Source organism: Paenibacillus sp. V4I9 (assembly GCF_030817295.1).
Taxonomy (GTDB): domain Bacteria; phylum Bacillota; class Bacilli; order Paenibacillales; family NBRC-103111; genus Paenibacillus_E.
The window spans coordinates 966,714-993,152 of sequence record NZ_JAUSZE010000001.1 but is presented as its reverse complement, the minus strand read 5'-3'; the positions used below and the strand labels follow the sequence as shown (position 1 = coordinate 993,152).

Here is a 26,439-nt window from a genome sequence, read left to right as displayed (position 1 = left end):
CACCTTATCAGTGTACCACATTTAATCATGATATGAGAAAACCCTCCAGATCTATCCATGAATTCCCTTAAAAGTTCGGTCGCCTTAAACAAAAAAAAGCCCTCCCTTGATCTCCAAAGGAAAAGCTTTCTTGCCGATACTTTTTAAGCGTCCTTAACATGAGTTTGATCGAAGTTAGGCGGATTGAACCAGTTGCCACCGCTTGCCACCCAGGTTGAATCTAGCGGTACCCAGCGATCAGACTCTTTCAGGTAAACTTCGTTCCAAGCGTGAGGCCCATAGCTGCCCTGCCCGTCATAGCCTAGCCCCGTCACAACTTTCACATCAAGTCCGATGGATCTGGCCATCTGTGCATACAACCTAGAGTAGTCTATACAAACCCCTTCGCGGGTGTTGAAGGTATCCTCCGGCGTCTGTTCTTTCCAGATTCGTTTCTCTTCATACAGAGTTACCTTATCCCAATCATATTTGATGTAGCCGCCTACCCATTTATACAACAGCTTGGCCTTCTCTTCATCCGTCTTCCCACTGGCGGTTACTTCTTTGGCCGCATCAGCAATATTGCCTGGAATTTTCGCGTCTAGAACTTCATACTTACGCTGCAGGATATTCGTAAATTCCTGTTCGACAGCACGTGTGAACACGGGCACTTTGTCGGCAATGAAGTCACCCGTGAAGGGTGAAATTACTTCTTTAGCACCTTTCTGATACATCTGTGATGATTCAATGTATGGTGTGACCAAAGAGTGAGGGAATAACGTTACATAAATGAAAAGCACAGCAATAAGAATGAGCGCCCTAGCGAATCCTGCGACAGAACCGATGGCTCCACCAGAGACAGAACTAATAAAAGAGTTGCTGCGCTCCCTGTAAGGATCACGATTAGCCAGCCAACTTCCTAACAAGGGATCAATCAATAGGTTCAGCAGTTGCTTCACGATCATATAGCCAAGTAAAAACAATATACCGAAACGCAGCAGCGGGAAATCGCGGATACTCGTCATAGCCGTATAATAGATTTGTTTAAGCATGCTTATCTCTACGGATGGAATTTGCAAATTCTGCCCTTTCAGCCAGATTTGTATCACAGGCGATATCCACTGGACCCCTTTCCACGCAATGAACATGGACAGAATGACGATAACCGCCTCAACGAGCATAGACAGAAGATGCTTGGCTGAACCTGATCCTCCCCGGAAAAACCCTTGAACGACTGAGCCTACAAATGTGAGAACGATCACGATGGATATTAAATTTATCGAAGTTGATTGTAACCACGTCATATCCGTCATGATTTCTCACCATCCTATTTTTTATAAAAAATGACTCTTCTTACTGCTTAGCGTTTTTCTTTGCTTGCTCGATGAAAGCATTAACGGCTGCGTTGGCGTTCATCTTAAACGTTTTACCAAGAAAGGTGACTTGTACTTCATCCGTCCCTGCCTTGCCTTCCACCTTTAAGCTCTTCGTCGTAATGAGAAAGGAACCGTCCGGATTCGCTTTAAATTGGGCATCTTTGGCTTCCGAGGTCAACGTACTGACAGCCTTATCTTTGATTTCATCACCGACTTGCGAAACCACGCTTGCCCCAATATCCTTTATTTTATCCTTATAGCTCGCTCCATAAACGACGAGAGCCCCAACAATTGCGATGACCACAATCCATTTCACCACGGTTTTCACAATTCCGATCACGATAAAAAGCACAATAATAGCGGCCACAATTAAGTACCAACGATCCTGCGCAAAGGAAATCCACTGATCCAAACTAACCCCTCCTAATTATCCAAAAGTCCCTTCCTATCATACTACAAGGAATCCTTAATCTTCATCTCTTTTTTTCCTTAACAGGGCTAACTTTCGTTCTATCTCCTCCGTTTTATCGACTCTACTTCTCGTCTTTCGAAAAGACTGTCTCAAGCGAAAAATCAGGAAAATAGCTGCGCCAGCGAGTAAAACAATCACATATGCGTCCATAAAGCCTCCTAAAAACAGAATTGTGTCATTTGTATGGAAAGGTCATATCTATAGGACGAGCGGCGTACATCTTAAGAAGAGACAAGTCTAAATGATTGAGGTGGTGAGAACATGCGAACAGCTATTTGGTTGTACTTATTTATGTTTGTTGCTTTTTTTGATTTACACGCGCAGTACCCGATTCTTTCTCCCTTCGCCTTATCTTTAGGAGCAGCTCCTTCATTTATAGGGCTAATTATGGGCGTATACTCAATTACACATTTGCCTGGGAATCTAATCGCTGGCTATGGCGTGGACAAATATGGAAGTAAAATCTTTATTGTCTTTAGCCTGATTGTAGCAGGGATCATCTTACTTTTTCAATCCAATGTGAAAGATCCTTGGCACTTGCTATATATTCGTTCGATTAGCGGATTCGTACTCGCCTTCTTATCCCCTGCCTGCTTATCGTTGCTTGCACGCATAGCCAAGGATCGCATCCATCAAAGTAAACTGATGGCTGGCAACGGTCTCATACATACCCTTGCTTCCGTGGTATCTCCAGCAGCAGGCGCTGTGTTAGTTGCCAAAATTGGATTTACAACAGCCTTCTCCGTGTTAGGTTGGATTCTTATTATCACAGGCATACTTGCCATCTTCGGTGTGAAAGAAAAGCAGCTCCTAGCGCAAACAGGAAGCAAATCCCCCATCTTAGATGATCATGGTCATGGCATGCTGAGTGATGAATCAGACCTACCCGCCAGCGTAACGATTCCATGGTTATTCTTTCTCATTCCAATGGCTCTCTCCTGCTCGCAAGGCATTCTTTTCTTTGAGCTTCCACTTATGCAGTCGGCCAGAGATTCTATCCTAACGTCCGGCGTTTTTTTCACTTTAATCAGTTTAGGCGCTCTGTTAAGCATCAGCTTCTGGTTCTTAAATAAGATCCCCCCGTTTATCCGAACGGTCTGTGGAAGTATCTCGCTTGCGATCATTTTCTTCGGTTTAGCCATTCAGTGGCCGATACCACTCACGGTTTCCCTTTTCCTAATCGGAATGGCGAAAGGTATCATTTATCCCGCTCTCGCTGCCCTTCTTGCCGGTATAACAAGCAGCAATCGATATGGACGCGTCTTTTCCCTTCTTTCCATCTCCTATTCCGTTGGCGCCTTTATCGGTCCCATGATGGCCGGACAGCTTCGCGACCACATTTCCTCTTACTTCATCGCGTTTTTCGTCTTAATGCTAGCACTTTCCCTCTTACCGCTGCGCACATTTAAAACGCCTATTACAACGTAATTGCCGATAAAATGGCGGCTTGAGCTTATCAAGCCGTCTTTTGCGCTGTCAATCCCTGTCATTTCCCGGGAAATGACAGCATCATATTTGCCTAATCGTCGAATGAAATCCTTGGATCACTTGCGAAAACGGGTTATACTACAAAAAAACCTAAAGTGAGGAAATCCCATGTCGATTGTAATCATAGTAGAAGGTAAAAATGATAAAAGCCGGTTAAAACGCGTGGTTGATGAAAGTGTCGTGATCTTATGTACATTCGGTACCCCCAGCTCGTTAACTCTTGAAGAACTGAGAAAAAAAGCGGAAGACAATCATGTGTTCATATTTACGGATAATGATGCATCCGGCAAAAAAATACGTTTTCTATTGCGAGAAACGTTTCCAGACGCAGAACAAATATATACGCGCAGAGGGTATGCTGGCGTCGAAGGAACACCTGAGGAATACATCATTCAGCAATTAGAAAAAGCAGGGCTGGATGAGTATATCAAATACCCCGCTCCAGACCCTGCTTTTGAATAGTTAACACCATGAATGATTGACTTATTTTCCTTTAGATAAGGTCACGACATCTTTGACAATATGGTCAACATCCAACTCTGGGTTGCTCGCATCATAATAATTCCGGAGTTTTCCTTTTGGGTCAACCAGCAAAATAGCATTCGAATGCGAGAAATTACCATCCTTTTCTTTAATCACCATAATGCCGAAATCTTCAGCAAGCTTGTGAATTTTCGATTCCTCACCACGCAGGAATGTCCACCCACCCGGAACTGGCTTCGATTCAAATCGGTTTCCAAATTCTTTAAGCACTTCCGGTGTATCTCGTTTTGGATCGACTGTTATGGATACAATTTCCGCTTTAGTACCCAGTAAGTCTTTTTTCTTCAAAGATTCCTGAACCTGAGAAAGCAAGAAAGTCGTCGGCATGCAAACATCCGGACAAAAGGAATAAAAGAAGTATACAAGTCTAACCTTACCATCCATATCCTGAGAGGCAACGGGTTTGCCATCTAAGTCCTCCAATTGGAACGAAGGAGCTTGTTTCATTGCTGTTAAGCGTTGGTCAGGTTCACTGCCGTTAGCCCATAATTTATAGGCAAATGATGCAATCATGGCAATTAATATAGCGCCCAGCGCAAGTTTAAACCAATTTTTCCCGAAAAACGTACTCATTACTTCAGCCCTCAATTCTAACTAATTTTCACAGTATCAATGACCATGAGGAACGATAAGAGAGTTAAATACAACAGTGAGAATAGGAACATACGCTTGGCCCATACCACTTCGGCCTCACCTGTTGCCTTAAATCCTTTGATACTCATGAAAGCCCAAATCAATCCTAAGATGGTTGATGCGAATAAAAACAAATAACCCACATATCCATAAGCCGTTAACATCACGGTTACAGGAACAAGCAAAACCACATAACGCACCATACTGATCTTGGTCACGTAAGTCCCCTTCACGACGGGTAAAAGCGGGAATCCTGCAGCGCGATATTCTTCCATACGTCGAATCCCAAGAGCCCAGAAATGCGGAGGCTGCCAGAGAAATAGGAAAGCAAAAAGGAGAATAGCACCTAGATCAACCGTACCACTTACTGCACAGTATCCAATAACGGGAGGTGTAGCACCAGAGAATGCCCCAACGAATGTACTCCATACCGAAGTTCTCTTAAACCATGCTGTATAGAGCCAAACATATAAGAACAGTCCAATCAGTCCGATCAACGTTGCAAGAGGCGATTGCGCTCCAAAATATAGGACTCCTAGACCGATCGTTCCTAAAATAATACCGTACCATAGAACGACATTAGCACTCATTCTCCCGCTTGGAAGAGCTCTATTCTGCGTCCGTTCCATCTTCGCATCCATTTCACGGTCCAAATAATTGTTGAGCACCGTTCCTCCTGCCATTACAAGAGCTGTTCCTAGCATGGTCATAATAAGGTGTACCCAGCTTACTTCCCAATGGGCCGCCATCCAATAGCCAGCAAAAGCTGTCATTAGATTGGAATAAATAATGCCTGGCTTAACCAAGCGATAAAAATCTTTTAAGGTCACAGGCTCAGCCGATGCCTGAGTATTGCTAGCTTCTATGGAATCTGTCCCAATAGACCCTTGTGACGAACCGTTCGCAACGCTTTCGTAGCTAACTTGATTTCCCACGTAAACGTCCTCCTCTATGTCGAATTTCCGAGCAAACTGAATAATGAACATTCTCATCATACCAACCCTTACATCGTTTGACAATGAAGTGCAGCCAGTTGTCATCATATTGTCGATTCTCCTTCCAGTATGCGTGGAAAATGATCGGAACATTCGATTTCATGCAAAAAGGAGCCCCCAGGGCTCCTTTCAATCGTATAAATCCTATTTATTTATTTACCATAAGTGGTGTTAAGGCTAATAAACTGCGGCGAATTTCATGCCATGCCTTCGTCAAAGCCAGCTGTAGTTCCCAAGCATGTCTTCCCATGACTGTGACAATCAAACCGTATTTATACGTAAGACTGGCCCCGATACGGACCTCTACACCCTCAAGCTTCTCAAGACTCTCCAATACTTTCTCAAGATGACGCTGTTTAAGACGATCCGAGAAAATGTACAGATTACCAAGGTGTGTTTCCCGCTCCCAGCAACCTGGTGCTGATAGCTGCATGGTCTGTGGTTCAATTCTTTGATTCTGATAAAAAATCAATTCCTTGCCGTGCCAAACTTTCATACGATTCATATAACGGGAGTACTGAAATATTTCGCCTCGCTGCGTTCGTCCCGGACAACATACATCTGAGAAAATCAATGCAGACCCCGGTGATAAATGAACATCCATTTCTGCGGCTAGGCTTGCATCCTTATAGAGCATTAAGGGCTCTGGCATGTATTCCAGCAGCGCGTCAGCTTCCAATTGAACCGTCTGACGCTGCGTGCTTCCGTGACCAACCTCAGACGGATGAACCTTCGTGAACGATTGGTTCGTTAGAAAAACACGTGCGCCCTCTCCAAGGCGCACGTTGATTTCGTAATGATCCCCCGACATGAGTCCTGGGGAGCAGTCCATCATATAGACGCCCAATTGATCCGCAGGATGGGCGTCCTGGATGAGTGTTTCGTTCTCGTAACGAAACGTTTTGGCGATTTTGAGCGGGGAGGCGTGGTATTTGTGGACAAGCTGCGTCAAGCTGCCGCGTAACGCAAATTCCGCCTTAATCTCCCCAGTCACTCTAGGCATGGCGGAACTCCTGTTCCACCCATGTAACAATATCGTCTAACCCTGTACCGCCCATCAGGTTTGAGAAAATATACGGACGGTCGCCGCGCATCTTCTTCGTATCCGAATCCATCACTTCCAGGCTGGCGCCTACATACGGGGCTAGATCGATTTTGTTGATAATGAGCATATCGGAACGCATAATGCCAGGACCGCCTTTGCGCGGTATTTTCTCCCCTTGGGCGACATCTATAATATAGATGAAGCGATCTACCAACTCCGGGCTGAACGCTGCAGCCAAGTTATCGCCGCCACTCTCGATGAAAATAATATCAAGATTATCGAATCGCTTCTCCAGCTCTTCGATAGCTTCGAAATTCATCGAAGCATCCTCTCGAATCGCTGTATGCGGGCATCCGCCTGTTTCTACCCCAATAATCCGGTCCTCAGGCAGTACTTCGGAACTAATCAATATACGGGCATCTTCCTTCGTATAGATATCATTCGTAATCACCGCAATACTATAGCGGTTATTGAGTTTCCGAGCCAGACGCTCCACTAGCGCCGTCTTACCAGAGCCAACAGGTCCGCCGATTCCAATACGCATTGGGCGACTCCGATCCACAGCTGGTTTCTCCCATTGGTGGTGATGATGACCTTGACCTTGACACATAGTCATTCCTCCTAAAATTATGATAGGGCATATTTGCCTCATTAAGACATGAATAATCGCGAATACAGGGTTTCGTGCTGCATCATGGCCAGATCTGCGGCTGGTGAATTCGTATACGCATCCAAGGGATCCAAATGCGCTACACGCTGCCACTCGCTTCCGGTCAAAGGAAGCAGTTTCGCAAGAAGAATTTGTCCTTGAGTTTGCCCTATGGACATGAGTCTAAGCGCACTGTTGATACAGGTCATGATACAGCTATAAAGATAACCTTCCGCCGCTTGATGTAAGGGCACACCGAGGTGATAGCTCACCCATCCATGGACAATCGGATGATTGGAGCTGCAGCGGCCGGCTTTCACTGCTTCGTCCAGAGGCAGCCAGTTCAGCTCGGGGTACATCGAGCGCGATAGCTGGAGAAGCCTGCGGCCCATCTTTTGAACGCCGCTCCTCGCTTCACTTGATACACGTTGCACATGCAGCATATGGTCGATCTCCCAGAGCTGATCCCATTCCTGCCTTGGAATTTGGGTATAGGCAGCTTTGATTACCATCGCATCTGACGTTGCCCAACTATTGGCGAGCATCGTACGAATATAAGCTTCGAGCTCTTCAATCGTTGTTAAGCGCTCTTGCTGAACGAGCGTTTCCAAACCAAAGGAATGAGAGAATCCGCCAATGGGTAAGGCTGAATCCAGAAGCTGCTGATAAGCGAGCCAGTGAAACCTTGGAGTCATCTCTTCAATGAATGTCGTTGTTGTCGTTGTCTTTGTTCTCATCGCTATTATATCGTCACCTCGATCAGGGACTTCCCGCTCTTTTAAAACAAAAAATATAACTGCGCCATCGGCAGCTCAGTTGCTGGCTCACAAGTAATGGCTTCCCCATCAACTTTCACTTCATAGGTCTCTGGGTTTACTTCTATAGAAGGCGTGCCGTTATTATGAATCATGTCTTTCTTCGATATATGACGACACCCTTTCACAGGCTCGACACGCTTTTGCAGCCCTAATTTCTCAGCGATGCCACGATCATAAGCTGCTTGAGAGACGAAAGTAATCGAGCTTTGCGTCAAAGCTTTACCAAAAGCAGCAAACATCGGACGCCCAAATACAGGCTGCGGTGTTGGAATTGAAGCGTTGGGATCTCCCATCTGCGCGTAGGCGATACTGCCGCCTTTGAGTACCAGATCCGGCTTAACCCCGAAGAACATTGGACTCCAAATGACAAGATCCGCGAATTTCCCAGGCTCAATGGAGCCGACAAGGTGCGAAACACCATGTGTAATCGCCGGATTTATCGTATATTTGGCGATGTAACGTTTAATTCGGAAATTGTCGCCATCTTCCGTATCGGGAGTCAGCGGTCCACGCTGTTTCTTCATCTTATCAGCGGTTTGCCATGTTCGAATAATGACCTCGCCAACCCGCCCCATTGCCTGAGAATCCGAGCTTAGCATGCTGAAGACACCTAGATCATGAAGAATATCTTCCGCAGCAATCGTTTCCGGGCGAATCCGGGAATCCGCGAAAGCAACATCCTCGGGGATACGGCTGTCCAAATGATGACACACCATGAGCATATCCAAATGTTCTTCAATGGTATTGATCGTATATGGACGTGTCGGGTTTGTCGAAGACGGCAGTACGTTAAGCTCAGCAGCTGCACGGATAATATCCGGCGCATGCCCACCGCCTGCTCCTTCGGTATGATACGTATGAATCGTACGGCCCTTGATGGCTGCCAGTGTATCCTCGAGAAATCCCGCTTCATTTAATGTATCGGTGTGAATGGCTACTTGAACGTCATATTGATCTGCTGCTTCTAGACAAGTGTCGATTGCTGCCGGCGTCGTTCCCCAATCTTCATGAAGCTTCAAACCAATAGCTCCCGCTTCAATTTGTTCCGTCAACGGGGCTAGAAAAGAAGCATTACCTTTACCCGTAAAGCCCAAATTCATGGGAAAAGCTTCAGCTGCCTCCAGCATACGCTGCATGTGCCATGCACCTGGTGTACAAGTTGTGGCATTCGTTCCTGTAGCAGGCCCCGTCCCGCCACCAATCATTGTCGTCACACCAGAGGAAAGTGCCGTTTCAATTTGTTGGGGGCAAATAAAATGAATGTGCGCGTCGATCCCGCCCGCGGTTACAATCTTACCTTCACCCGCAATGACTTCCGTGCTCGCGCCCACGATCATATTCGGATGAACGCCATCCATAATGTCCGGGTTCCCCGCTTTACCGATACCCACGATATGACCATCCTTGATGCCGATATCACCTTTGACAATACCCCAGTGGTCGATAATAACCGCATTTGTAATGAGGGTATCTAGAACACCTTGGTCACGGGTAGCACCGCTGGATTGCCCCATCCCATCCCGAATGACCTTGCCGCCGCCAAATTTACATTCATCACCGTATACGGTGTAATCATGCTCTATTTGTGCCCAAAGCTCGGTATCAGCCAAACGAATGGCATCTCCAGTTGTAGGTCCGAACATGGACGCATAACTTTTACGATCTATTCGATTCACCGGGCTTTCCCTCCCATGCTTGCCATCTTTCTCTCGCAGCACTTGACATATTTCCAATAGCTGCTAAGCCTTTACTCAAGTTATTTAGTCCATAAGAAAGTTTCGCTCCACCAAGTTCAACTAGCTGAATAGGTTTCTGTTCTCCTGGCTCAAAACGGACAGCCGTTCCCGCTGGAATGTCCAATCGCATGCCATAGGCTTGTTCTCTCGGGAAGTCCAAAGCTCTGTTCACTTCAAAAAAATGAAAATGCGAGCCCACCTGAATGGGACGATCTCCTGTATTCGTAACGATAAGTTCAATCGTTTGTCTTCCTATATTCATTTCAATATATCCTTTGACTGTTCGATATTCTCCTGGAACCATCTTCTCGCCCCCATTTGTATAGTTAGGTTATTGGCTCGTGTACGGTAACTAATTTGGTCCCATCGGGAAACGTAGCCTCTACCTGCACCTCATGAATCATTTGAGGTACACCTTCCATAACTTGCTCAGCTCTCAGAATCGTTGTACCGAATGCCATCAATTGAGCAACGGTCAACCCATCCCTTGCTCCTTCCATAATTTCGGATGTTAGCAGAGCTATGCTTTCGGGATAATTCAGTTTCAAGCCTCTGGCAAGTCTTCGGCGTGCGAGATCAGCTGCCACAGTAATGAGCAGCTTTTCTTTTTCTCTCTCCGTTAAATGCACATCTTCACCTCATTAAAATCCGAATAATGGTAATTACTTATCCTTATTATATTCGTGTATTCCATGATTGTAAATCATCAATGTTAGATATTATGACACCAAAACAACGATTTCTGAAGTCGTTCTTCGTATTTTATGTGATTTCAACAAAAAAATAGCTAATTTTTGTGCGCTGTTAACAAAAAAACCTTTATATATGTCAACTATATTGACACTAACTTGTTTCGCACTTTATCATAAGCCTTGTAATCCAAATCTTGTAAGCAAAGGGAGTGGGACGTGAATGAGAGAGATACGAAACAAAGGTAAGCTCACAGTCGCTTTGAGTATGGCTTTGATGATGGTCATGGCTGGCTGTGCAAAGACAGAGCCAACTACATCCACGACAACTACACCTATGGCGACCAAAGCCGCTGAAGCTAAGGCGGAGACGAAGGATGAAACGGTACCTGTTGGTATTCTTCACTCACTGACAGGCACGATGTCCATTAGCGAGGTGTCTGTCAGAGATGCTGAACTTATGGCGATTGACGAAATTAATGCAGCTGGGGGACTCTTAGGTAAAAAAATCAAGCCCGTGATTGAAGACGGTGCATCCGATTGGCCGACTTTTGCAGAGAAAACTAAGAAGTTACTGCAAAAGGACAGCGTCGTAACCATCTTTGGCTGCTGGACATCTGCCAGCCGCAAAGCCGTGCTTCCTGTCGTCGAACAAAACAAAGGATTACTGTGGTATCCGGTACAGTATGAAGGCGTGGAATCATCACCTAATATCTTCTACATTGGCGCAACAACGAACCAACAAATTATCCCTGCGGTAACTTGGCTTCTTCAAAACAAAGGCAAGAAATTCTACCTGCTTGGTTCCGATTACGTATTCCCGAGAACAGCCAACAAAATTATTAAAGAGCAATTGAAAGCTGAAGGCGGATCGCTTGTTGCCGAAGAATACACACCACTTGGACACACGGACTACAATACAATCATTAGTAAAATCAAAAAAGAGAAGCCAGATGTCATTTTCAATACGCTGAACGGCGACAGTAACGTAGCCTTCTTCAAGCAATTGAAAGATGCAGGCATTTCATCCAAAGATCTAACAACAATGTCCGTAAGTATCGCTGAGGAAGAGGTTCGCGGTATTGGAGCATCTGTCCTTGATGGACACTATACAGCTTGGAATTACTACCAAACAACAGATACACCTGAGAATAAAAAATTCGTTGAAGCTTACAAAGCTAAATACGGCAAAGACCGCGTTACGGATGATCCGATCGAAGCTGGTTACACGGCCGTTTACTTATGGGCTACAGCTGTTAAGAAAGCAGGATCCTTTGAGGTAGAGAAAGTAAAAGCTGCTGCCAAAGGTATCGAGTTTAACGCACCTGAAGGTAAAGTGGTCATTGATGGAGAGAACCAACATATTTCCAAAACGGCTCGAATCGGTCAAATTACGGCGGATGGCCAAATCAAAGAAATATGGAACTCCGGCCAACCACTCAAACCAGATCCTTTCCTCAAAACATACCCTTGGGGCGGAGAAGTAACGAAAAAATAAAGTTAGTTATTGGAGCCAGGACTGCCTAACGGCAGTCCTGGATTTCACCATTTACTTGGGGTTTACTGGGAGGGATTGTCATGAGTCTGCTGCTTCTTCAATTATTTAACGGTCTAAGCCTTAGCTCCATTCTGCTGTTGATCGCCATCGGTCTTGCGATTACATTCGGCTTGATGAATGTTATGAATATGGCACATGGCGAATTCATCATGATTGGCGCCTACATGGCTTATCTAGTCCAGCAGTGGTTCCAGAAGTTTCTACCGGCGTCCGCTTTCGGATGGTATTTCATCGTGTCGTTAGGAGTTGCCTTTGCGGTAGCCTTCTTTGTCGGCTGGCTTCTCGAAGTTTTTCTTATTCGATTCATGTACGGCAGACCTTTAGACAGCCTGCTTGCTACATGGGGAGTAAGCCTTGCCTTGCAACAGCTTGCGCGCACCATCTTCGGTGCTCCTAACGTGGCTGTCAAAGCACCCGAATGGTTGGAAGGCGGACTCCATCTATCAGCGGACCTCATTCTCCCTTACAAGCGCCTCTTTATTATTGCTTTGGTTGCGCTATGTATCTTGGTGATTTATATGTACCTGTACCACTCAGCCGGAGGAAGGCGCATGAGAGCTGTTATGCAAAATCGTGAAATGGCTGCTTGTCTTGGTATTTCCACACGTAGAGTAGATGCTCAGTCCTTCGCTTTTGGCTCCGCTATGGCAGGAATTGCCGGATGCGCCTTAACGCTTCTTGGACCTATTGGACCAACCATAGGCACTTATTATATTGTGGATGCGTTCATGGTTGTCGTACTTGGTGGAATTGGCAAGCTGATTGGAACCGTAGCAGGAGCATTAGGTATTGGGGTTTTCAATACAGCTTTGGAATACACAACAAGTGCTACGCTCGGTAAAGTGCTAGTCTTTACGCTCATAATAGCCTTCTTGCAATGGAAACCGATGGGACTTGTGACGATCCGTTCAAGATCCTTAGATTGAAGAAAGGATGTGGTATCTTCCATGCTCTTAACGGGACAATCCAAGCTTAAATTGATCGTCTATGCCGTTTTTTTGATCGCTATCGCTCTGGCTCCTTTGTTCATGTCAGACTTCCGACTTTCGCTTCTTGGCAAGTTTCTCGCTTATGCCATCATTGCCATGGGAATTGATCTGATTTGGGGCTATACGGGCATTCTTAGCCTCGGCCATGGCGTCTACTTCGGACTTGGCGCTTATTGTATGGCCATGCATCTTAAGCTCGCCGCGACGCCAGACCAACTTCCGGATTTCATGTCATGGAGCGGTGTTGAAAGCTTACCGTGGTTCTGGGCTCCTTTCCACAATGCAGGCGCTGCATTCCTACTCGCCCTCATCATTCCGATGATCGTTGCATTCATCTTAGGATATTTTACATTCCGCAACCGCATTAAAGGTGCCTTCTTCTCCATTTTGTCTCAGGCGTTGGTCATTATTACCGTCACGTTATTCGTTGGCCAACAAGGCTATACAGGTGGAACTAACGGACTAACTAATTTCACCACCTTTCTTGGCTTAAACCTGCAATCCCAATCTACGAAATTATTATTTTTCTATCTCACTTTAGCTGTTGTTGTTGTTGTTCTTATTCTATGCAGTCTGCTCGTCACCAGTCGTATGGGGAACATTCTCACAGCCATTCGTGATGGTGAAAATCGGGTTCGCTTTATTGGTTACAATCCAGTCACTTATAAAGTATTCATTTACTGCGTTTCAGCAGGATTAGCCGGACTTGCCGGTGTGCTCTTCGTCCTTCAGGAAGGCATTATCTCACCTGCACAAATGGGCATTGTCCCTTCTATTGAGATGGTTCTTTGGGTGGCTATCGGGGGGCGCTCAACGATCGGAGGCGCCGTTCTTGGAGCGTTAATCACCAACGCAGCCAAAACAACGTTTAGCGAAGCTTACCCAGCCTGGTGGCCTATTATGCTCGGAGCCATGTTCATTATTGTTGTACTGCTGCTGCCCAAAGGTATCGTCGGTACGATCACACACTATACCTCCAATTGGAAAAAACCCGTGCTTCCTAAGCCGATTTCTTCATCGCAAGAAGCAAGCTGACCATACACCAAATCCTTAATATTATGAAATTTGAAGGGGGAACATCCCAATGCTAGGACAATTAGCGAAACAACAACCTGTAGCCGGCGAGAAAATCCTTAGCGTTAAAGGACTTGAAGTGAGCTTTGACGGATTTAAAGCCTTACGCAATCTGGACTTTTCCCTGCAATATGGAGAGCTTCGGTTCCTCATTGGGCCGAACGGAGCAGGTAAAACGACGCTCTTGGATGTCATTTGCGGGAAAGTGAAACCTTCGCAAGGTCACGTTTATTTCAAAGAATCGATTGATCTCTCCAAGCACCAAGAACACCAAATTGCTCAACTTGGCATTGGACGTAAATTCCAAGCACCATCCGTCTTCTCTACATTAACCGTTTTTGAAAATTTGGCTCTTTCTATGAAACAACAGCGCGGTCTCCTAAGCGCACTATGGACCAAGACGACGAGTGAACAGCGCGACCGCTTGCACCTCCGACTCGAGATGATAGGCCTCCAAAGTAAAGTCAAAGAACGCGCGGGGTCACTCTCTCACGGCGAGAAACAATGGCTTGAAATCGGGATGCTGCTCATGCAGGAGCCCGATCTACTACTGCTTGATGAGCCTGCCGCCGGCATGACAGATAGCGAAACCGAGAAAACAGGTGAGCTGCTGCACGAAATAGCGGCTAATCAGACGATCATCGTAGTTGAACACGATATGGAGTTTGTTCGCCAATTCGCTAGAACGGTCACAGTACTTCATGAAGGCACTGTGCTTCGGGAAGGCACGATGCAGGATATTCAGAATGATGATAAGGTTGCTGAGGTTTATCTAGGAAGGAGAGTGGAACGAGGTGCTTAACCTTCAGAAGATAGAAGCCGGTTACGGCGAGAGTATGGTTGTACGCCATGTCAACCTTCAGGTAAAACCTGGGCAAATCGTTTGTCTAATGGGCCGCAACGGTGTAGGGAAATCCACACTCATGAAGAGCATTATGGGACTCATTCAGCCGAAGTCCGGAACGATCCACTACAACGAACGGAATATAACGTCATTCCCGCCGGATCGACGAGCCAAATTAGGGATCGGCTACGTGCCGCAAGGCCGTGAGATTTTCCCACAGCTTACTGTTGAGGAAAACCTGCTTCTTGGGCTTGAAGCTGCAACTGATGGAAGAAAAAAGCTCCCTGAATCCCTCTTCGACACCTTCCCCGTGCTTCGTCAAATGCTTCACCGCAAAGGAGGCGACCTCAGCGGCGGGCAGCAGCAGCAATTAGCGATAGCCCGCGCCTTAGCCCCTGGCCCCAAGCTGCTGCTGCTAGATGAGCCGATGGAAGGTATCCAGCCTTCTATTGTCATGGAGATTGAAGCCATCATTGAATCTATCAAACAGAGTCGAGAAATTGCCGTATTACTTGTCGAACAAAGTTTAGAGTTCGCTACAGGCATTGCCGATTACTATTATGTATTGGACCGAGGGACAATAGCCGCCGAAGGTCATGCCGAGCATTTGAGCGAAGATCAAGTCCGAAAGCACTTAACGGTATGATTTTGCTTACATGGACCCACCCTACAGAAGGAAGCTGGATTACTTGACCTATGAAATTAGGCGTCAAGTACCGTCCAGCTTCTTTTTTTTCATACGGAGGAACTAATTATGAAGTTAAGCTGGACGTCACAAAATGTATAATGATAACATGCATATATAGGATCGAATGTTGCGTCCGGCATATCGAGCACCGAACCTTTTGAAGGAAAAGGAGGGGGGAACGTTTATGTCTAAGATATTAATTATTGAAGATGATTTAAGCATTGGTGAAATGATGTCGATTTATTTGTACGAAGAAGGCTATCAAGTTATGCGTGCGGAAACTGGCCGTCAAGGCGAAGTGTTATTTCGAGATTTCGAACCTGATATCATCGTGCTTGACATTATGCTGCCTGATGTTGACGGGATTCAGCTATGCACAGACTTCCGAAATTCGTCAACCATCCCCATTCTTATGGTATCCGCCAAAAATGAGGTCTCCGATCGCGTTAAAGGCCTGCAGACTGGCGCAGATGATTACCTATGCAAACCATTCTCCATGAGGGAACTGTCAGCAAGAATACAAGCTTTACTGCGACGTTCACATGCCTTTCCTCCGCCAGTTCAATCTACCGATACGACCGAGCAAGTCGTTCATCTGGACCTAGAGAAGCGCTGCCTTTTTGTACATAACAAACTAATAGAGACCACTTTTTCTGAATTTGAAATTATGAAACTTTTTTGGCAGAATCAAGGACGAGTATACAGTCGGGAGGAGCTTTTAAACCGGGTCCGCGGTTTCGATTCCTATGTAACTGAACGTGCAATCGATGTACATATCGCAAACCTTCGCAAAAAAATAGAAGCTGATCCAAAAGAACCGAAATATATTAAGACGGTTTGGGGTGTCGGTTATAAATTTCTACTTACGTAAGCTCCCAATGGGGCTTTTTTTGTTTGGGATAATTAAGCAAAAACCAGTCACCAAATGGGCAGATGCACAATATGATGATTATGGATAATGACACGCACTAAGAATTTGTTTCAAATTTCAATTATGAAGAAAGCTTTCTCAAGGAAAGCTCAAGGAGGAAATACCAACATGTTGAATAGCCCTTACAGAATCGGTAACCTAGGAAACCAAGGCATGGCCCCGCAAGTCCCTTACGGATATCCTTATCCGGCTTATCCCGTTCCAACAACGGGTGCGAATAAACCTGCACCAAGCGGAACTGCATTTCCGCCTGCTGGAACTGCTTTTCCACCGGCCGGAGCGGCATTTCCACCTGCTGGGGGTCTGCAAACCGGTGTAAATGTACCAGGTCTTCTCCCAATGGAAGAATCTTATATCGAGAATATTCTCCGTTTGAACCTTGGTAAAATGGCTACAATCTACATGACATACGAAAATAACTCGCAATGGAATGCCAAAATTTTCAAAGGCAAACTGGAGGCAGCTGGCCGCGATCATATTATCATCAGCGATCCAGCTACCGGTATGCGTTTCTTATTGCTCATGGTGAATCTAGACTACATTACATTCGACGAGGAACTTCAGTATTACTATCCATACTCTGGCGGCGGACCTGGCCAACAGAGAGCATAATTAGATCACACATAAAGCCGTTTGCTCTTTCGTTAGAGCAGCGGCTTTTTTTGTCATGTAGAGGTCACTTCTGTGAAATGCCACATATGCAGTTTGCGCAGGCCGCCTTCAATCCACTCTTCCCATACGGCTTGATGTGAAGCATTTTCGTTTCCATGCAAGCGTTCTTGTTTCAATGAGAGATACTCCTCATAGGTAACTTTCTTCCAAATTTCCACAAAAAGCCCTGCCTGATCCGTTCCCTCCAGCAGTTCAAATCGCCCTTCCCGCCGCTGCCATTCCTGCATATAGATGAGAAAAGAGTCCCGAAAGGCGGGTTTTATGGCATACTCTACAAAAACTTTGAACATTTTTAGATCTCCCTCTGATTTATTTTTTGCTCCAAAATGGTAAACTAATAAAAAGACGGAAAAATGACCATGCTTACAAGGATAAATGATTCCGTCGTCTTATAAGGACGAGCGCGTTTATCAAGGTTGATGCGAAGCAAAAGTATAAAACTTATACTTTCTTATCAACTAAAGTAAGTTTTCCTACGGAAAACTCAGCCCATGCTTACGAAGAAAATTTTCTACGGAAAATTCTTAGGAGGAAACCCATTTGGACACAGGTACTCATCTCGTAATTGGTTTAGGGTTAGCGGGACTGTCTCAAATTGACCCTAGCGTTTCTGCGGACACAGCGGCAACCACTGCGGTCTTCATAGGAACTGTTATTGGCTCACAGATTCCGGATGTGGACGGGCTGCTCCGTTTTAAAGGGAACGCCACTTACATTCGAAATCACCGCGGTCGTTCTCACTCTTTGCCAGCTTTACTTTTATGGACGCTGCTGATCACTGGAGCTCTTGCTCTTTTCTTCCATGGAATCCCCTTGCTGCACCTTGGTATGTGGGTAGGAATCGCCGTTTGTTTTCACGTCTTCACAGATTGTTTCAACACATATGGTACACAAGCGTTCCGGCCATTCTCTGAAAAGTGGGTGTCATGGAACATTATACACATCTTTGATCCCTTTATCTTTTCAAGCCACATCGCAGCTATTTTCATGTGGTCTTTCCATGTCGCCAGTCCAAAGCTGGTATTCCCGACTTTGTACGGTGTTATCGCCCTCTATTACATCTGGCGCTCTCTGGACCATTACATCGTAGAAAAAGGGCTTTATCGCAAAGACCCCACTCATATGCCTGGGGATAAATACACACTTATTGTAACATTCAACCTCTATGTGTGGAACGTAGTGAAACGAAGAACAGACGGCACCTTCCAGTTGGGTGAACTGAAGAATTCGAAGCTTAGGTGGATCGACACTGTCAAATGTGAAGAACATCCAGCCATCGAGGTGTCCAAGAGTCACGAAGACATCCAAGCCTTACTCTACTTCTCATCCTTCACCTGTGCAGAAGTGAAAGAACATCGTTGGGGGTACGAAGTAAGGTGGGCTGATGTGCGTTATCGACACCGGAAGCAGTATCCTTTCGTCGGTGTTATCCTGATGGATCACAATTTCCAAACACTTGATTCTTATGTGGGCTGGGTGAATGACACTAGGCTTGAAAAAAAGCTAAAAGTGGATCTTTATTAGAAAAGAGGCGCGCTAACCAAACGCGTCTTTTTTACGTTTAAAAAAGACATACAAAAAGCCCAGAGGGTTTTAGGCCTCTGGGCTTTATTGTTACGTAAATCGGGAAAGCTATTAACGAGTCAGGTTACCTAGCTGCGAAAGCCAGATTGTCCTGCCAGCGTTTGCTCAGCAATTTGCACCAAGCGACGAGTAATGTTACCCCCGATTGCACCAGCATCGCGAGTAGCCATATAACCCATGTAACCATCTTGAGGAATTTGGATGCCCAGCTCTTGAGCTACCTCATATTTCAATTGATCTAAAGCTTGATTGGCTTGTGGAACTACCAATGTGTTGCTGCTACGATTTTGCGCCATAAGGATCAGACTCCTTTCAGTCAGCTATAATCTTTGATGTATTTGCAAGCTTGCAATGATAGTATGTGGAGGAAATGAATTTATATGCACAGCGATCAAAAAAGTTTAAAATAAGAAGACACTGTTCAATCTTCTAGAAAGTAGGTCACGTACATGAGCAAACCACTAGCTCTTCTTTTCGCTGTTATTGGCACTCTGCTGCTCGCCTCCATCAGCTTATTCATTGCCCTCAGGCAGCCTTGGATGATCCTTGCCTGTTCCATCATCTCCTTAGGCTTTATAGGATATGGATTTGCAGTTAAAGCGAAGATTCGCAAGAAAAATACGCGGTCTTAACGAAAGCATTAACAACTATCGTCAATAAGAGAAAGAGCCCAAACAGCTGTACTAGCTGTTCGAGCTCTTTTTTGCTTTTTATATAACGACGAAACCCATCCGCTTCTTCACTTCGAGCAGGGTTTGATCAGCCACCTCAGCAGCTTCCTGCGCACCTTTTTTCAAAATGTCGAAAATTTCACCCGAGCTGCGAATTTCACGATAGCGTTGTTGGATCGGCTCAAGAACGGCCACAAGATGCTCAGCTAGATCCTTTTTGAAAGGTCCATAGCCTTGCCCATCGTATTTGGCTTCAATCTCAGCTAAGCTCATCTCTGCAAAGTGGGAGTAGATCGACATCAAATTACTAACCTCCGGCTTGTTTTGAGGATCATACTTTACCTCACGGCCAGAATCGGTGACTGCTCGACTAAGCTTCTTACGGATGACATCAGGCTCATCCAGCATGGCAATGTAACTGCCGGCATTTGGACTGCTTTTGCTCATCTTTTTGGATGCATCATCCAAAGACATGATTCTTGCACCGATCTCAGGCATATAAGGCTGCGGCATGACAAATATTTCACCAAAACGGTTGTTGAAGCGATTCGCTAAGTCGCGCGTCAACTCCAAATGCTGCTTCTGATCATCTCCGACTGGAATAAGGTCCGCATTGTATAACAGAATGTCTGCTGCCATAAGGGATGGATACGTAAATAGGCCTGCACCAACAGAATCCTTACCTTCGGATTTGTCCTTGAACTGTGTCATACGCTCAAGTTCTCCCATATGCGTCAGCGTCGTCATGATCCAGCCGAGCTCAGCGTGCGCATGAACATGGGATTGTAGGAAAATGGATGCTTTACTAGGATCTAGTCCCGCAGCAATATAAAGCGAAGCAATGGACTCTGTTTGCTCCTTCAGAGCTGCCGGTTCCTGAGGAACCGTGATGGCGTGCATATCGACGACCATAAAATAACAGCGATGCAAATGCTGCAGCTTCACATAATTGCGCAGTGCGCCAATATAGTTGCCAATCGTCAGCTGTCCGCTGGATTGCATACCGGATAATACTCGTTTCATTGGATAATCCCTCCAGAATTCTTAACTTCTTATGGTCTAAAAAAACAACAAAAAGGCCTCTCCCCGCAAGGGACGAGAGACCGTGGTACCACCCTAATTTGTCCGTGAACAATTGTTCAATAAGACCTTCAGGCTCTGATAACGGGGAGCTTCCGTTTGGCATACTTGACAGATGAGGATGTTCTCCGGCCTAGGTTCCGGCAACCTGCATACTGTGTTCAGCCTCATGCTCAAGGATCCATTCGGTTTGCTTGTTTCACCGGTTCGCACCAACCACCGGCTCTCTGAGAAACGGAAGACAAACTTACTTGTTCCTATCATCGCGAATTGATTTTATATCATTATACACCCTTACAATCCATTGTCAATCAAGGACATTGTCCTATCTGAACCTGCATGTACATAGGATAGATCATACTAGCCTTTCCATGGATAAAATAACTCCGCGTCCTTCAGGGACGCATCAACGGACAAAGGGGTGTCAACGAATTGCCATCGACTCTATATCGCTGGAGCCTTCCTATCTCCACGGTGATTTGCGCGTTTCTCCTCATCTTAATCGTGACAACGAGAGAGCTTCCTCCTACGGGTTTGGTCTTTTATGAAAGCAAGCTCGTCTTTACAGCATTCATGGATATTTTTCTCGACGCTTTGCCTTTTATGTTACTTGGCGTCCTTCTATCCACGGTCGTTGAAAACTTCATTCCTGAAGCGTTCATCAGACGCATGACGCCGCGGCACCCGTTAGGAGGCATCTTATTTGCCTGCGTTCTTGGCATCATGTTCCCACTCTGTGAATGCGGAATGATTCCTTTCGTTCGTCGGCTCATGCGGAAAGGAATGCCTGTGTACATAGCTGTCATCTTCATACTAGTCGGGCCGATTCTGAATCCCATTGTCTTCGCCTCGACATTCATGGCTTTCCGCGGCGAGCCTTCGATGGCATATTCGCGAATGGGGCTTACATTTGGCGTTGCGCTCATCGTAGGACTGCTGCTGACACGTTTCCTGAAAGGTAACCCTTTACGTCATCCTATCGAAAATCAGGCAAACACACTACACCACCACCGGGGTTCCAGCCCTGGACATCACGCTGACCTTATTCACGCTTACGACAACAATCACGATCACGACCATCATCATGGGCATAACCATAATCATCATCATAAACACGATCATGATCATCATCACGGCCACAATCATTCGCACGACGGTGGTCGCATGATGGTTATGTTCAGCCACGGTACGACCGAGCTGTTCGAAATGAGTAAGTACTTGATGCTGGGCGCCTTCCTAACCGCTCTTATCCAAACATTCGTCGCCCAAGACAGCTTATCTGCGATCGGTCAGGGACCTTTCATTTCACATGTGTTCATGATGGGCTTTGCCTACCTGCTCTCGCTGTGCTCCACAACAGATGCTTTCGTGGCTGCCTCCTTCGCCAACTCCTTCTCTCCAGGCTCCTTATTAGCTTTCCTTGTGTTCGGCCCGATGATCGACGTCAAAAGCACGCTGATGATGCTCTCCATCTTTAAAGCCCGCTTCGTGCTGACTCTCTCCATCGTCGTCGCGGTTACGGTGTTGGCGGGATCATTGCTTTTAATGCGTTTCTTTTTAGTTTAAAAAAAAGGAGCTCGCCACTTATGGCGAGACTCCTTTTTGATATTAATAATTAAAACTTCAGAATGGCGCCTGCACTAGCATTTGTCACCATTTTCGTATAACGCGCCAAATATCCGGTTTGGATTTTCGGTTGGAACTCTGTCCAGCTCTCGCGGCGTTTCGCGAATTCTTCATCGCTGATTTGCAATTCGATTTTGCGGCCGTCCATGTCCACATCAATGATGTCGCCATCATGTACGAAAGCGAGTGGCCCGCCCTCAGCGGCTTCCGGAGAAATATGACCGATGGAGATACCACGGGATGCGCCAGAGAAACGTCCGTCCGTAATTAACGCAACCTTCGCGCCAAGACCCATACCTACGATTTGGGAAGTAGGAGCCAGCATTTCCGGCATACCAGGTCCACCCTTCGGACCTTCGTAGCGGATAACAACGACATGGCCTTCTTTAACATGACCGTTCGCAATGCCGTACAAAGCTTCGTCTTGCGAGTTGAAGCAAATAGCTGGACCAACGTGACGTCCGCCAACGGATTTATCAACTGCACCAACTTTAACGATACTCCCCTCAGGAGCAAGGTTACCGAACAGTACAGCTAGTCCGCCTCTTTCGCTGTGCGGGTTCGTAATTGGACGAAGCACTTCATGGTTCAGAATTTCACAGCCCGCCACATTTTCACGCAACGTTTTGGCAGTTACTGTCATGCGGTCACCGTCAAATGCACCCGGCTTTTTGAGCAGCTCGTTAATAATTGCACTTACACCACCAGCCAGATGCACATCTTCAATGTGATAATCGGAAGCTGGAGCGATTTTTGCTAAGTGAGGTACACGTTCTGCCACTTCGTTAATGCGTGAAATCGGGTACTCAATACCCGCTTCTGCCGCGATAGCCAATGTGTGAAGAACTGTGTTCGTGGAACCACCCATTGCCATGTCGAGAGCAAATGCGTTATCGATCGCTTCGATCGTAACGATATCACGAGGCTTGATGTCTTTTTCAATGAGGACCATCAATTGTTTCGCACAATCTTTCACGAATTGCTTACGCTCTTCAGCAACAGCCAGAATTGTACCGTTACCCGGCATAGCTAGACCAAGGCCTTCAGCCAAACAGTTCATGGAGTTCGCTGTAAACATACCGGAACAAGATCCGCATGTCGGACAACCGTATTGCTCTAACTCTTCTAGACCCGCTTCATCTAATTTACCAGCTTGGAAAGCACCCACGCCTTCGAATACGGAGGATAGGGAAATGGATTTACCGTTTTTATCTTTACCGGCTTTCATTGGGCCGCCGCTCACTAACATCGTAGGGATGTTAACGCGAAGGGCACCCATGATCATACCCGGTGTAATTTTATCACAGTTAGGAATACAGATAAGGCCATCGAACCAGTGAGCATTAACTACCGTTTCCAAGGAATCCGCAATAATCTCACGGCTTGGCAAGGAATAACGCATACCAATATGCCCCATCGCAATGCCATCGTCAACACCAATTGTGTTGAATTCGAAAGGAACCCCGCCTGCTTCACGGATCGCTTCCTTCACGAGTTTACCAAACTCTTGCAAATGAACATGTCCAGGAATAATGTCTATATAAGAGTTACAAACCGCAATAAACGGCTTGCCGAAATCTTCCTCTTTAACGCCGGCTGCACGCAGCAAACTGCGATGCGGAGCACGGTCGAATCCTTTTTTAATCATATCGCTTCGCTGTTTTGGATGAGCCATTCTCAATTCCTCCTAGATTTCATTTCTTTTGAGAAAACAATGAATCTATCATACCACACTTCTCGTAAAATTTCTGCCTTTAGTATGATAACGCGTCAATGTAACATCAAACATACCGCTTTAGGCTTTGCGTCGATTCAAATGAACGAAAGTAATGGCCAAAGCCAGCACCAGCACCCCGCCTTTGACAATATCAAATCCGAAATAAGGCACATTCAGCATCGTAAGTCCATTGAGCAATACGCCAATCAATACAGCACCAAAGAAAGTCCCTATGACATTAGGCTTCCCTGCACCTAGCACAGAATACCCGACGAACACCGAGGCAACAGCTTCCATCAGAAGCGGAGCACCGGCATCAATCTGTCCTGAACCGACACGAGAAGCATACAGAATACCTCCGAACGCTGCGAAAATACCGGACAGCACATAAGCTGCTAAGCGGATTTTGTTAACAGAAATCCCAGAGAGACGTGCTGCCTCCCGATTTCCCCCCGTAATGTAGAGCTGGCGCCCCCAGCGGGTGTACGTCAGAAAGACATGCACAACGATTACAGCCACAATCATAAGAATAACAGGCACAGGTACACCAAGGAGCTTTCCTTGACCGATCCAAAGAAATTCCGGCGTAAACTTCCCTTTTGCCACCGTGCCGTCTTGGAATCTCATATTATTATAGATGGAAAAGCCTTTCGTATACGTTTTTTGCACGCCACCGATGATGTACATCACCGCTAGAGTAGCAAGTAAATCCGGAATGCGAATTTTTACGATGAGCCATGAATTTATGAGTCCGATGATAGCTCCTATAATAAGAGGAACGATAATAACCAGAATGAGAGGCTGTTGGTACCAAACCATCAAAGCCGCCGCAGCCACCGTTGATAATGAAACCGTTGAGCCTACGGATAAATCAAAGCCGTCTACAATTTGAGATAACGTGACCCCTATAGCAACAAACATCACTATCGATATCGACCTTAAAATGTCCGCGATGTTGTCATAAGTCATAAAATTTTCATTGATGATCGAAAAGACGATAACCACCAACGCAATAATGAACAAAGCGCCGTATTTAAACGTAAAATCCAAACTTCTTTCCTTCATGCTATTCAGCCTCCCCCGCACTCGCATACGTTAAAATGAGATCCTGCGTCGCTTCCGCACGGGAGAGCTCCTTCACCACAGAACCATAGCTCATTACTAAAATGCGATCGGCAATTCCTATAATTTCATTCAGCTCGCAGGATAAATAAATAATGCCTTTACCTTCCGAGGCCAATTGACCGATCAAGCGGAAAATATCGCTTTTCGCGCCAACATCGACCCCTTTAGTCGGCTCGTCAAACATGTAGACGTCGGCATTCGTCGGCAGCCATTTGCCCACGGCCACCTTCTGCTGGTTGCCGCCGCTTAGATGCTTCACAACGCGATTCGGATCGCCGGGCTGCACGCCAAGCTGCTCCACCATCTTCGCCGCGTGCAAACTCTCTGCGCTGCGCTGCACGAAGCCAAGCGAGCTCAGCTTGCGCAATATCGGAAGCGACAGATTGTGCTTCACGGTCTCCTCCACAAGGACGCCCTGCTTGCGGCGCTCCTCGGGCACGAGCGCGATGCCGGCGCGCACGGCATCCTCTGGCTGGCGCAGCGCGAGCTTGCGCCCGGCGAGCCACACCTCGCCGCCGTCCGCGGCGTCGGCGCCGAAGATCAGCCGGCTCAGCTCCGTCTTGCCGGCGCCGACCAACCCCACGACGCCGAGGATTTCGCCTCGGCGGAGGGCAAAGCTGACGCCGCGCACCTTGGTGCCGCGGCGCAGCCCTTTCACCTCGAGGAGGGTATCGCCGATTGGAACATCGGCTTTGGGGAACTCCTCGGTGAAGGTCTTGCCCAGCATCGCCTCAATGACTCCGGCGATGTCCATGTCTGCGGCCGCCTGCGTGAGCACGTGGCGGCCGTCGCGCATGATCGTGATCCGGTCAGCGACGCGGAACACTTCCTGCAAACGGTGGGAGATGAAGATAATCCCCACCCCTTCGCGCTTCAGGCTGTCCATGATCTGGAACAGCCGCTCTGACTCCTCCAGACTAAGCGGTGCTGTAGGCTCGTCGAAGATGATGATCTTGGCCTTGTGCGCCATCGCTCTAGCGATAAGTACTAGCTGCTTCTGTGAGATGCTCAGCTCGTCCACCTTGCTGCGGACAGAGAACGCAGCCCCGATTTTTGCTAGAATTGCTTCGGCTTCCCGATGCAGCTTTCTCCAACTGACCCAGGCCCCGCCTTGAACCATTTTATCCATCATGACATTTTCGGTCACTGTAAGCCCAGCTGCTAAGGCTGTGTCTACTTCTTGATAGACGCAATAGATACCTTGGTTCATTGCTTCCTTAGGCGTCTGTATGTTGAGAGACTGGCCGTTTATTGAAATTTGCCCCGTATCATGGGTATAAGCGCCGGATAAAATCTTCATCAAGGTACTCTTTCCAGCACCGTTAGCCCCGAGCAAGGCATGAATTTCTTTGTTTTGCAGGTCAAAATTAACCTCCTGCAGCGCCTTCACGCCTGGGAACGATTTGGAGATGCCTCTCATATGCAGCAAAGACCCGTTGTCAACCGACATCATCATT

The 26,439-nt window shown here is 46.6% G+C and carries 28 protein-coding genes and 1 other annotated feature; of the genes, 12 read left to right on the top strand and 16 right to left on the bottom strand.

Annotated elements, in window-relative coordinates; all coding sequences use genetic code 11:
- Positions 1–143: 143 nt before the first annotated feature.
- Both QFZ81_RS04870 and QFZ81_RS04865 read right to left on the bottom strand, forming a co-directional pair.
- A complete protein-coding gene (locus QFZ81_RS04870) occupies positions 144–1,292 on the bottom strand; it encodes a transglutaminase domain-containing protein (RefSeq protein WP_307601673.1) in 1,149 nt (382 codons plus the stop codon).
- Positions 1,293–1,332: 40 nt separating this feature from the next.
- Positions 1,333–1,767 (bottom strand): hypothetical protein, encoded by a 435-nt coding sequence (locus tag QFZ81_RS04865; protein ID WP_171641008.1) that lies wholly within the window; start codon positions 1,765–1,767, stop codon positions 1,333–1,335.
- Positions 1,768–2,088: 321 nt separating this feature from the next.
- Between QFZ81_RS04865 and QFZ81_RS04860 the strand changes: the two genes are divergently transcribed.
- A complete protein-coding gene (locus tag QFZ81_RS04860; protein WP_307601671.1) occupies positions 2,089–3,255 on the top strand; it encodes an MFS transporter in 1,167 nt (388 codons plus the stop codon).
- 168 nt (positions 3,256–3,423) lie between these two features.
- Positions 3,424–3,777 (top strand): ribonuclease M5, encoded by a 354-nt coding sequence (locus QFZ81_RS04855; RefSeq protein WP_047681520.1) that lies wholly within the window; start codon positions 3,424–3,426, stop codon positions 3,775–3,777.
- 21 nt (positions 3,778–3,798) lie between these two features.
- Here the strand turns inward: QFZ81_RS04855 and QFZ81_RS04850 are convergent, their stop codons facing one another.
- The 8 genes from QFZ81_RS04850 to QFZ81_RS04815 all read right to left on the bottom strand — a co-directional run bounded on the left by QFZ81_RS04850 (position 3,799) and on the right by QFZ81_RS04815 (position 10,363).
- Complete coding sequence (locus tag QFZ81_RS04850; protein WP_307601669.1) at positions 3,799–4,431, bottom strand: SCO family protein; 633 nt, start codon at positions 4,429–4,431, stop codon at positions 3,799–3,801.
- A gap of 17 nt (positions 4,432–4,448) precedes the next feature.
- Entirely contained in the window at positions 4,449–5,426 is a 978-nt protein-coding gene (gene cyoE / locus QFZ81_RS04845) for a heme o synthase (RefSeq protein ID WP_307447447.1), read from the bottom strand.
- Positions 5,427–5,634: 208 nt separating this feature from the next.
- Positions 5,635–6,489, bottom strand: a complete 855-nt coding sequence (locus QFZ81_RS04840; RefSeq protein ID WP_307447450.1) for an urease accessory protein UreD — start codon at positions 6,487–6,489, stop codon at positions 5,635–5,637.
- A complete protein-coding gene (ureG, locus tag QFZ81_RS04835; protein WP_307447452.1) occupies positions 6,482–7,141 on the bottom strand; it encodes an urease accessory protein UreG in 660 nt (219 codons plus the stop codon). The genes QFZ81_RS04840 and ureG overlap by 8 nt, the downstream gene beginning before the upstream one ends.
- Positions 7,142–7,182: 41 nt before the next feature.
- Positions 7,183–7,917, bottom strand: a complete 735-nt coding sequence (locus tag QFZ81_RS04830; RefSeq protein ID WP_307447455.1) for an urease accessory protein UreF — start codon at positions 7,915–7,917, stop codon at positions 7,183–7,185.
- A gap of 41 nt (positions 7,918–7,958) precedes the next feature.
- Positions 7,959–9,641: an urease subunit alpha gene (ureC, locus tag QFZ81_RS04825; RefSeq protein ID WP_373463764.1), complete on the bottom strand. Its 1,683-nt coding sequence runs from the start codon at positions 9,639–9,641 to the stop codon at positions 7,959–7,961.
- Positions 9,642–9,654: 13 nt separating this feature from the next.
- Complete coding sequence (locus QFZ81_RS04820) at positions 9,655–10,038, bottom strand: urease subunit beta (RefSeq protein ID WP_307447461.1); 384 nt, start codon at positions 10,036–10,038, stop codon at positions 9,655–9,657.
- 22 nt (positions 10,039–10,060) lie between these two features.
- Entirely contained in the window at positions 10,061–10,363 is a 303-nt protein-coding gene (locus QFZ81_RS04815; RefSeq protein ID WP_029194808.1) for an urease subunit gamma, read from the bottom strand.
- A 283-nt stretch (positions 10,364–10,646) separates the two neighbouring features.
- Between QFZ81_RS04815 and urtA the strand changes: the two genes are divergently transcribed.
- From urtA to gerQ, 7 genes are all read left to right on the top strand, one after another.
- The gene (gene urtA / locus QFZ81_RS04810) at positions 10,647–11,921 is read left to right on the top strand and encodes an urea ABC transporter substrate-binding protein (protein ID WP_307601665.1); all 1,275 of its coding nucleotides are present in this window, start codon (positions 10,647–10,649) and stop codon (positions 11,919–11,921) included.
- A gap of 80 nt (positions 11,922–12,001) precedes the next feature.
- Positions 12,002–12,907: an urea ABC transporter permease subunit UrtB gene (gene urtB / locus QFZ81_RS04805; protein ID WP_047681504.1), complete on the top strand. Its 906-nt coding sequence runs from the start codon at positions 12,002–12,004 to the stop codon at positions 12,905–12,907.
- A 21-nt stretch (positions 12,908–12,928) separates the two neighbouring features.
- A complete protein-coding gene (urtC, locus tag QFZ81_RS04800; protein ID WP_307447469.1) occupies positions 12,929–14,005 on the top strand; it encodes an urea ABC transporter permease subunit UrtC in 1,077 nt (358 codons plus the stop codon).
- 49 nt (positions 14,006–14,054) lie between these two features.
- Entirely contained in the window at positions 14,055–14,846 is a 792-nt protein-coding gene (urtD, locus tag QFZ81_RS04795) for an urea ABC transporter ATP-binding protein UrtD (RefSeq protein ID WP_307447471.1), read from the top strand.
- Complete coding sequence (gene urtE / locus QFZ81_RS04790) at positions 14,839–15,534, top strand: urea ABC transporter ATP-binding subunit UrtE (RefSeq protein ID WP_307447474.1); 696 nt, start codon at positions 14,839–14,841, stop codon at positions 15,532–15,534. The genes urtD and urtE overlap by 8 nt, the downstream gene beginning before the upstream one ends.
- A gap of 226 nt (positions 15,535–15,760) precedes the next feature.
- A complete protein-coding gene (locus QFZ81_RS04785) occupies positions 15,761–16,447 on the top strand; it encodes a response regulator transcription factor (RefSeq protein ID WP_307447477.1) in 687 nt (228 codons plus the stop codon).
- A gap of 168 nt (positions 16,448–16,615) precedes the next feature.
- Positions 16,616–17,119, top strand: a complete 504-nt coding sequence (gene gerQ, locus QFZ81_RS04780) for a spore coat protein GerQ (RefSeq protein ID WP_307447480.1) — start codon at positions 16,616–16,618, stop codon at positions 17,117–17,119.
- A 53-nt stretch (positions 17,120–17,172) separates the two neighbouring features.
- Here gerQ and QFZ81_RS04775 read toward each other — a convergent pair whose 3' ends face one another.
- Positions 17,173–17,469 (bottom strand): hypothetical protein, encoded by a 297-nt coding sequence (locus tag QFZ81_RS04775; protein WP_307447483.1) that lies wholly within the window; start codon positions 17,467–17,469, stop codon positions 17,173–17,175.
- A 250-nt stretch (positions 17,470–17,719) separates the two neighbouring features.
- Between QFZ81_RS04775 and QFZ81_RS04770 the strand changes: the two genes are divergently transcribed.
- Positions 17,720–18,703, top strand: coding sequence for a metal-dependent hydrolase (locus QFZ81_RS04770; protein WP_307447485.1), 984 nt, complete (start codon positions 17,720–17,722; stop codon positions 18,701–18,703).
- A 128-nt stretch (positions 18,704–18,831) separates the two neighbouring features.
- Here QFZ81_RS04770 and QFZ81_RS04765 read toward each other — a convergent pair whose 3' ends face one another.
- Complete coding sequence (locus tag QFZ81_RS04765; RefSeq protein WP_056829533.1) at positions 18,832–19,059, bottom strand: alpha/beta-type small acid-soluble spore protein; 228 nt, start codon at positions 19,057–19,059, stop codon at positions 18,832–18,834.
- Positions 19,060–19,212: 153 nt separating this feature from the next.
- Here QFZ81_RS04765 and QFZ81_RS04760 point away from each other — a divergent pair, with 153 nt between their 5' ends.
- Positions 19,213–19,395: a DUF5325 family protein gene (locus QFZ81_RS04760; RefSeq protein WP_307447488.1), complete on the top strand. Its 183-nt coding sequence runs from the start codon at positions 19,213–19,215 to the stop codon at positions 19,393–19,395.
- 78 nt (positions 19,396–19,473) lie between these two features.
- On the opposite strand, the gene trpS is transcribed toward QFZ81_RS04760, so the two are convergent.
- Positions 19,474–20,457 (bottom strand): tryptophan--tRNA ligase, encoded by a 984-nt coding sequence (gene trpS / locus QFZ81_RS04755; RefSeq protein ID WP_307601663.1) that lies wholly within the window; start codon positions 20,455–20,457, stop codon positions 19,474–19,476.
- Positions 20,458–20,522: 65 nt separating this feature from the next.
- Positions 20,523–20,787 (bottom strand) — a binding site (T-box leader).
- A 159-nt stretch (positions 20,788–20,946) separates the two neighbouring features.
- Between trpS and QFZ81_RS04750 the strand changes: the two genes are divergently transcribed.
- A complete protein-coding gene (locus tag QFZ81_RS04750) occupies positions 20,947–22,080 on the top strand; it encodes a permease (RefSeq protein ID WP_307447494.1) in 1,134 nt (377 codons plus the stop codon).
- Between the two features lie 49 nt (positions 22,081–22,129).
- On the opposite strand, the gene ilvD is transcribed toward QFZ81_RS04750, so the two are convergent.
- The 3 genes from ilvD to QFZ81_RS04735 form a co-directional block, all read right to left on the bottom strand.
- Positions 22,130–23,815: a dihydroxy-acid dehydratase gene (gene ilvD, locus QFZ81_RS04745; RefSeq protein ID WP_307447496.1), complete on the bottom strand. Its 1,686-nt coding sequence runs from the start codon at positions 23,813–23,815 to the stop codon at positions 22,130–22,132.
- A gap of 120 nt (positions 23,816–23,935) precedes the next feature.
- Positions 23,936–24,922, bottom strand: a complete 987-nt coding sequence (locus QFZ81_RS04740; RefSeq protein ID WP_307601661.1) for an ABC transporter permease — start codon at positions 24,920–24,922, stop codon at positions 23,936–23,938.
- Position 24,923: 1 nt separating this feature from the next.
- Positions 24,924–26,432, bottom strand: a complete 1,509-nt coding sequence (locus QFZ81_RS04735) for a sugar ABC transporter ATP-binding protein (RefSeq protein ID WP_307606827.1) — start codon at positions 26,430–26,432, stop codon at positions 24,924–24,926.
- Between the last annotated feature and the right edge of the window lie 7 nt (positions 26,433–26,439).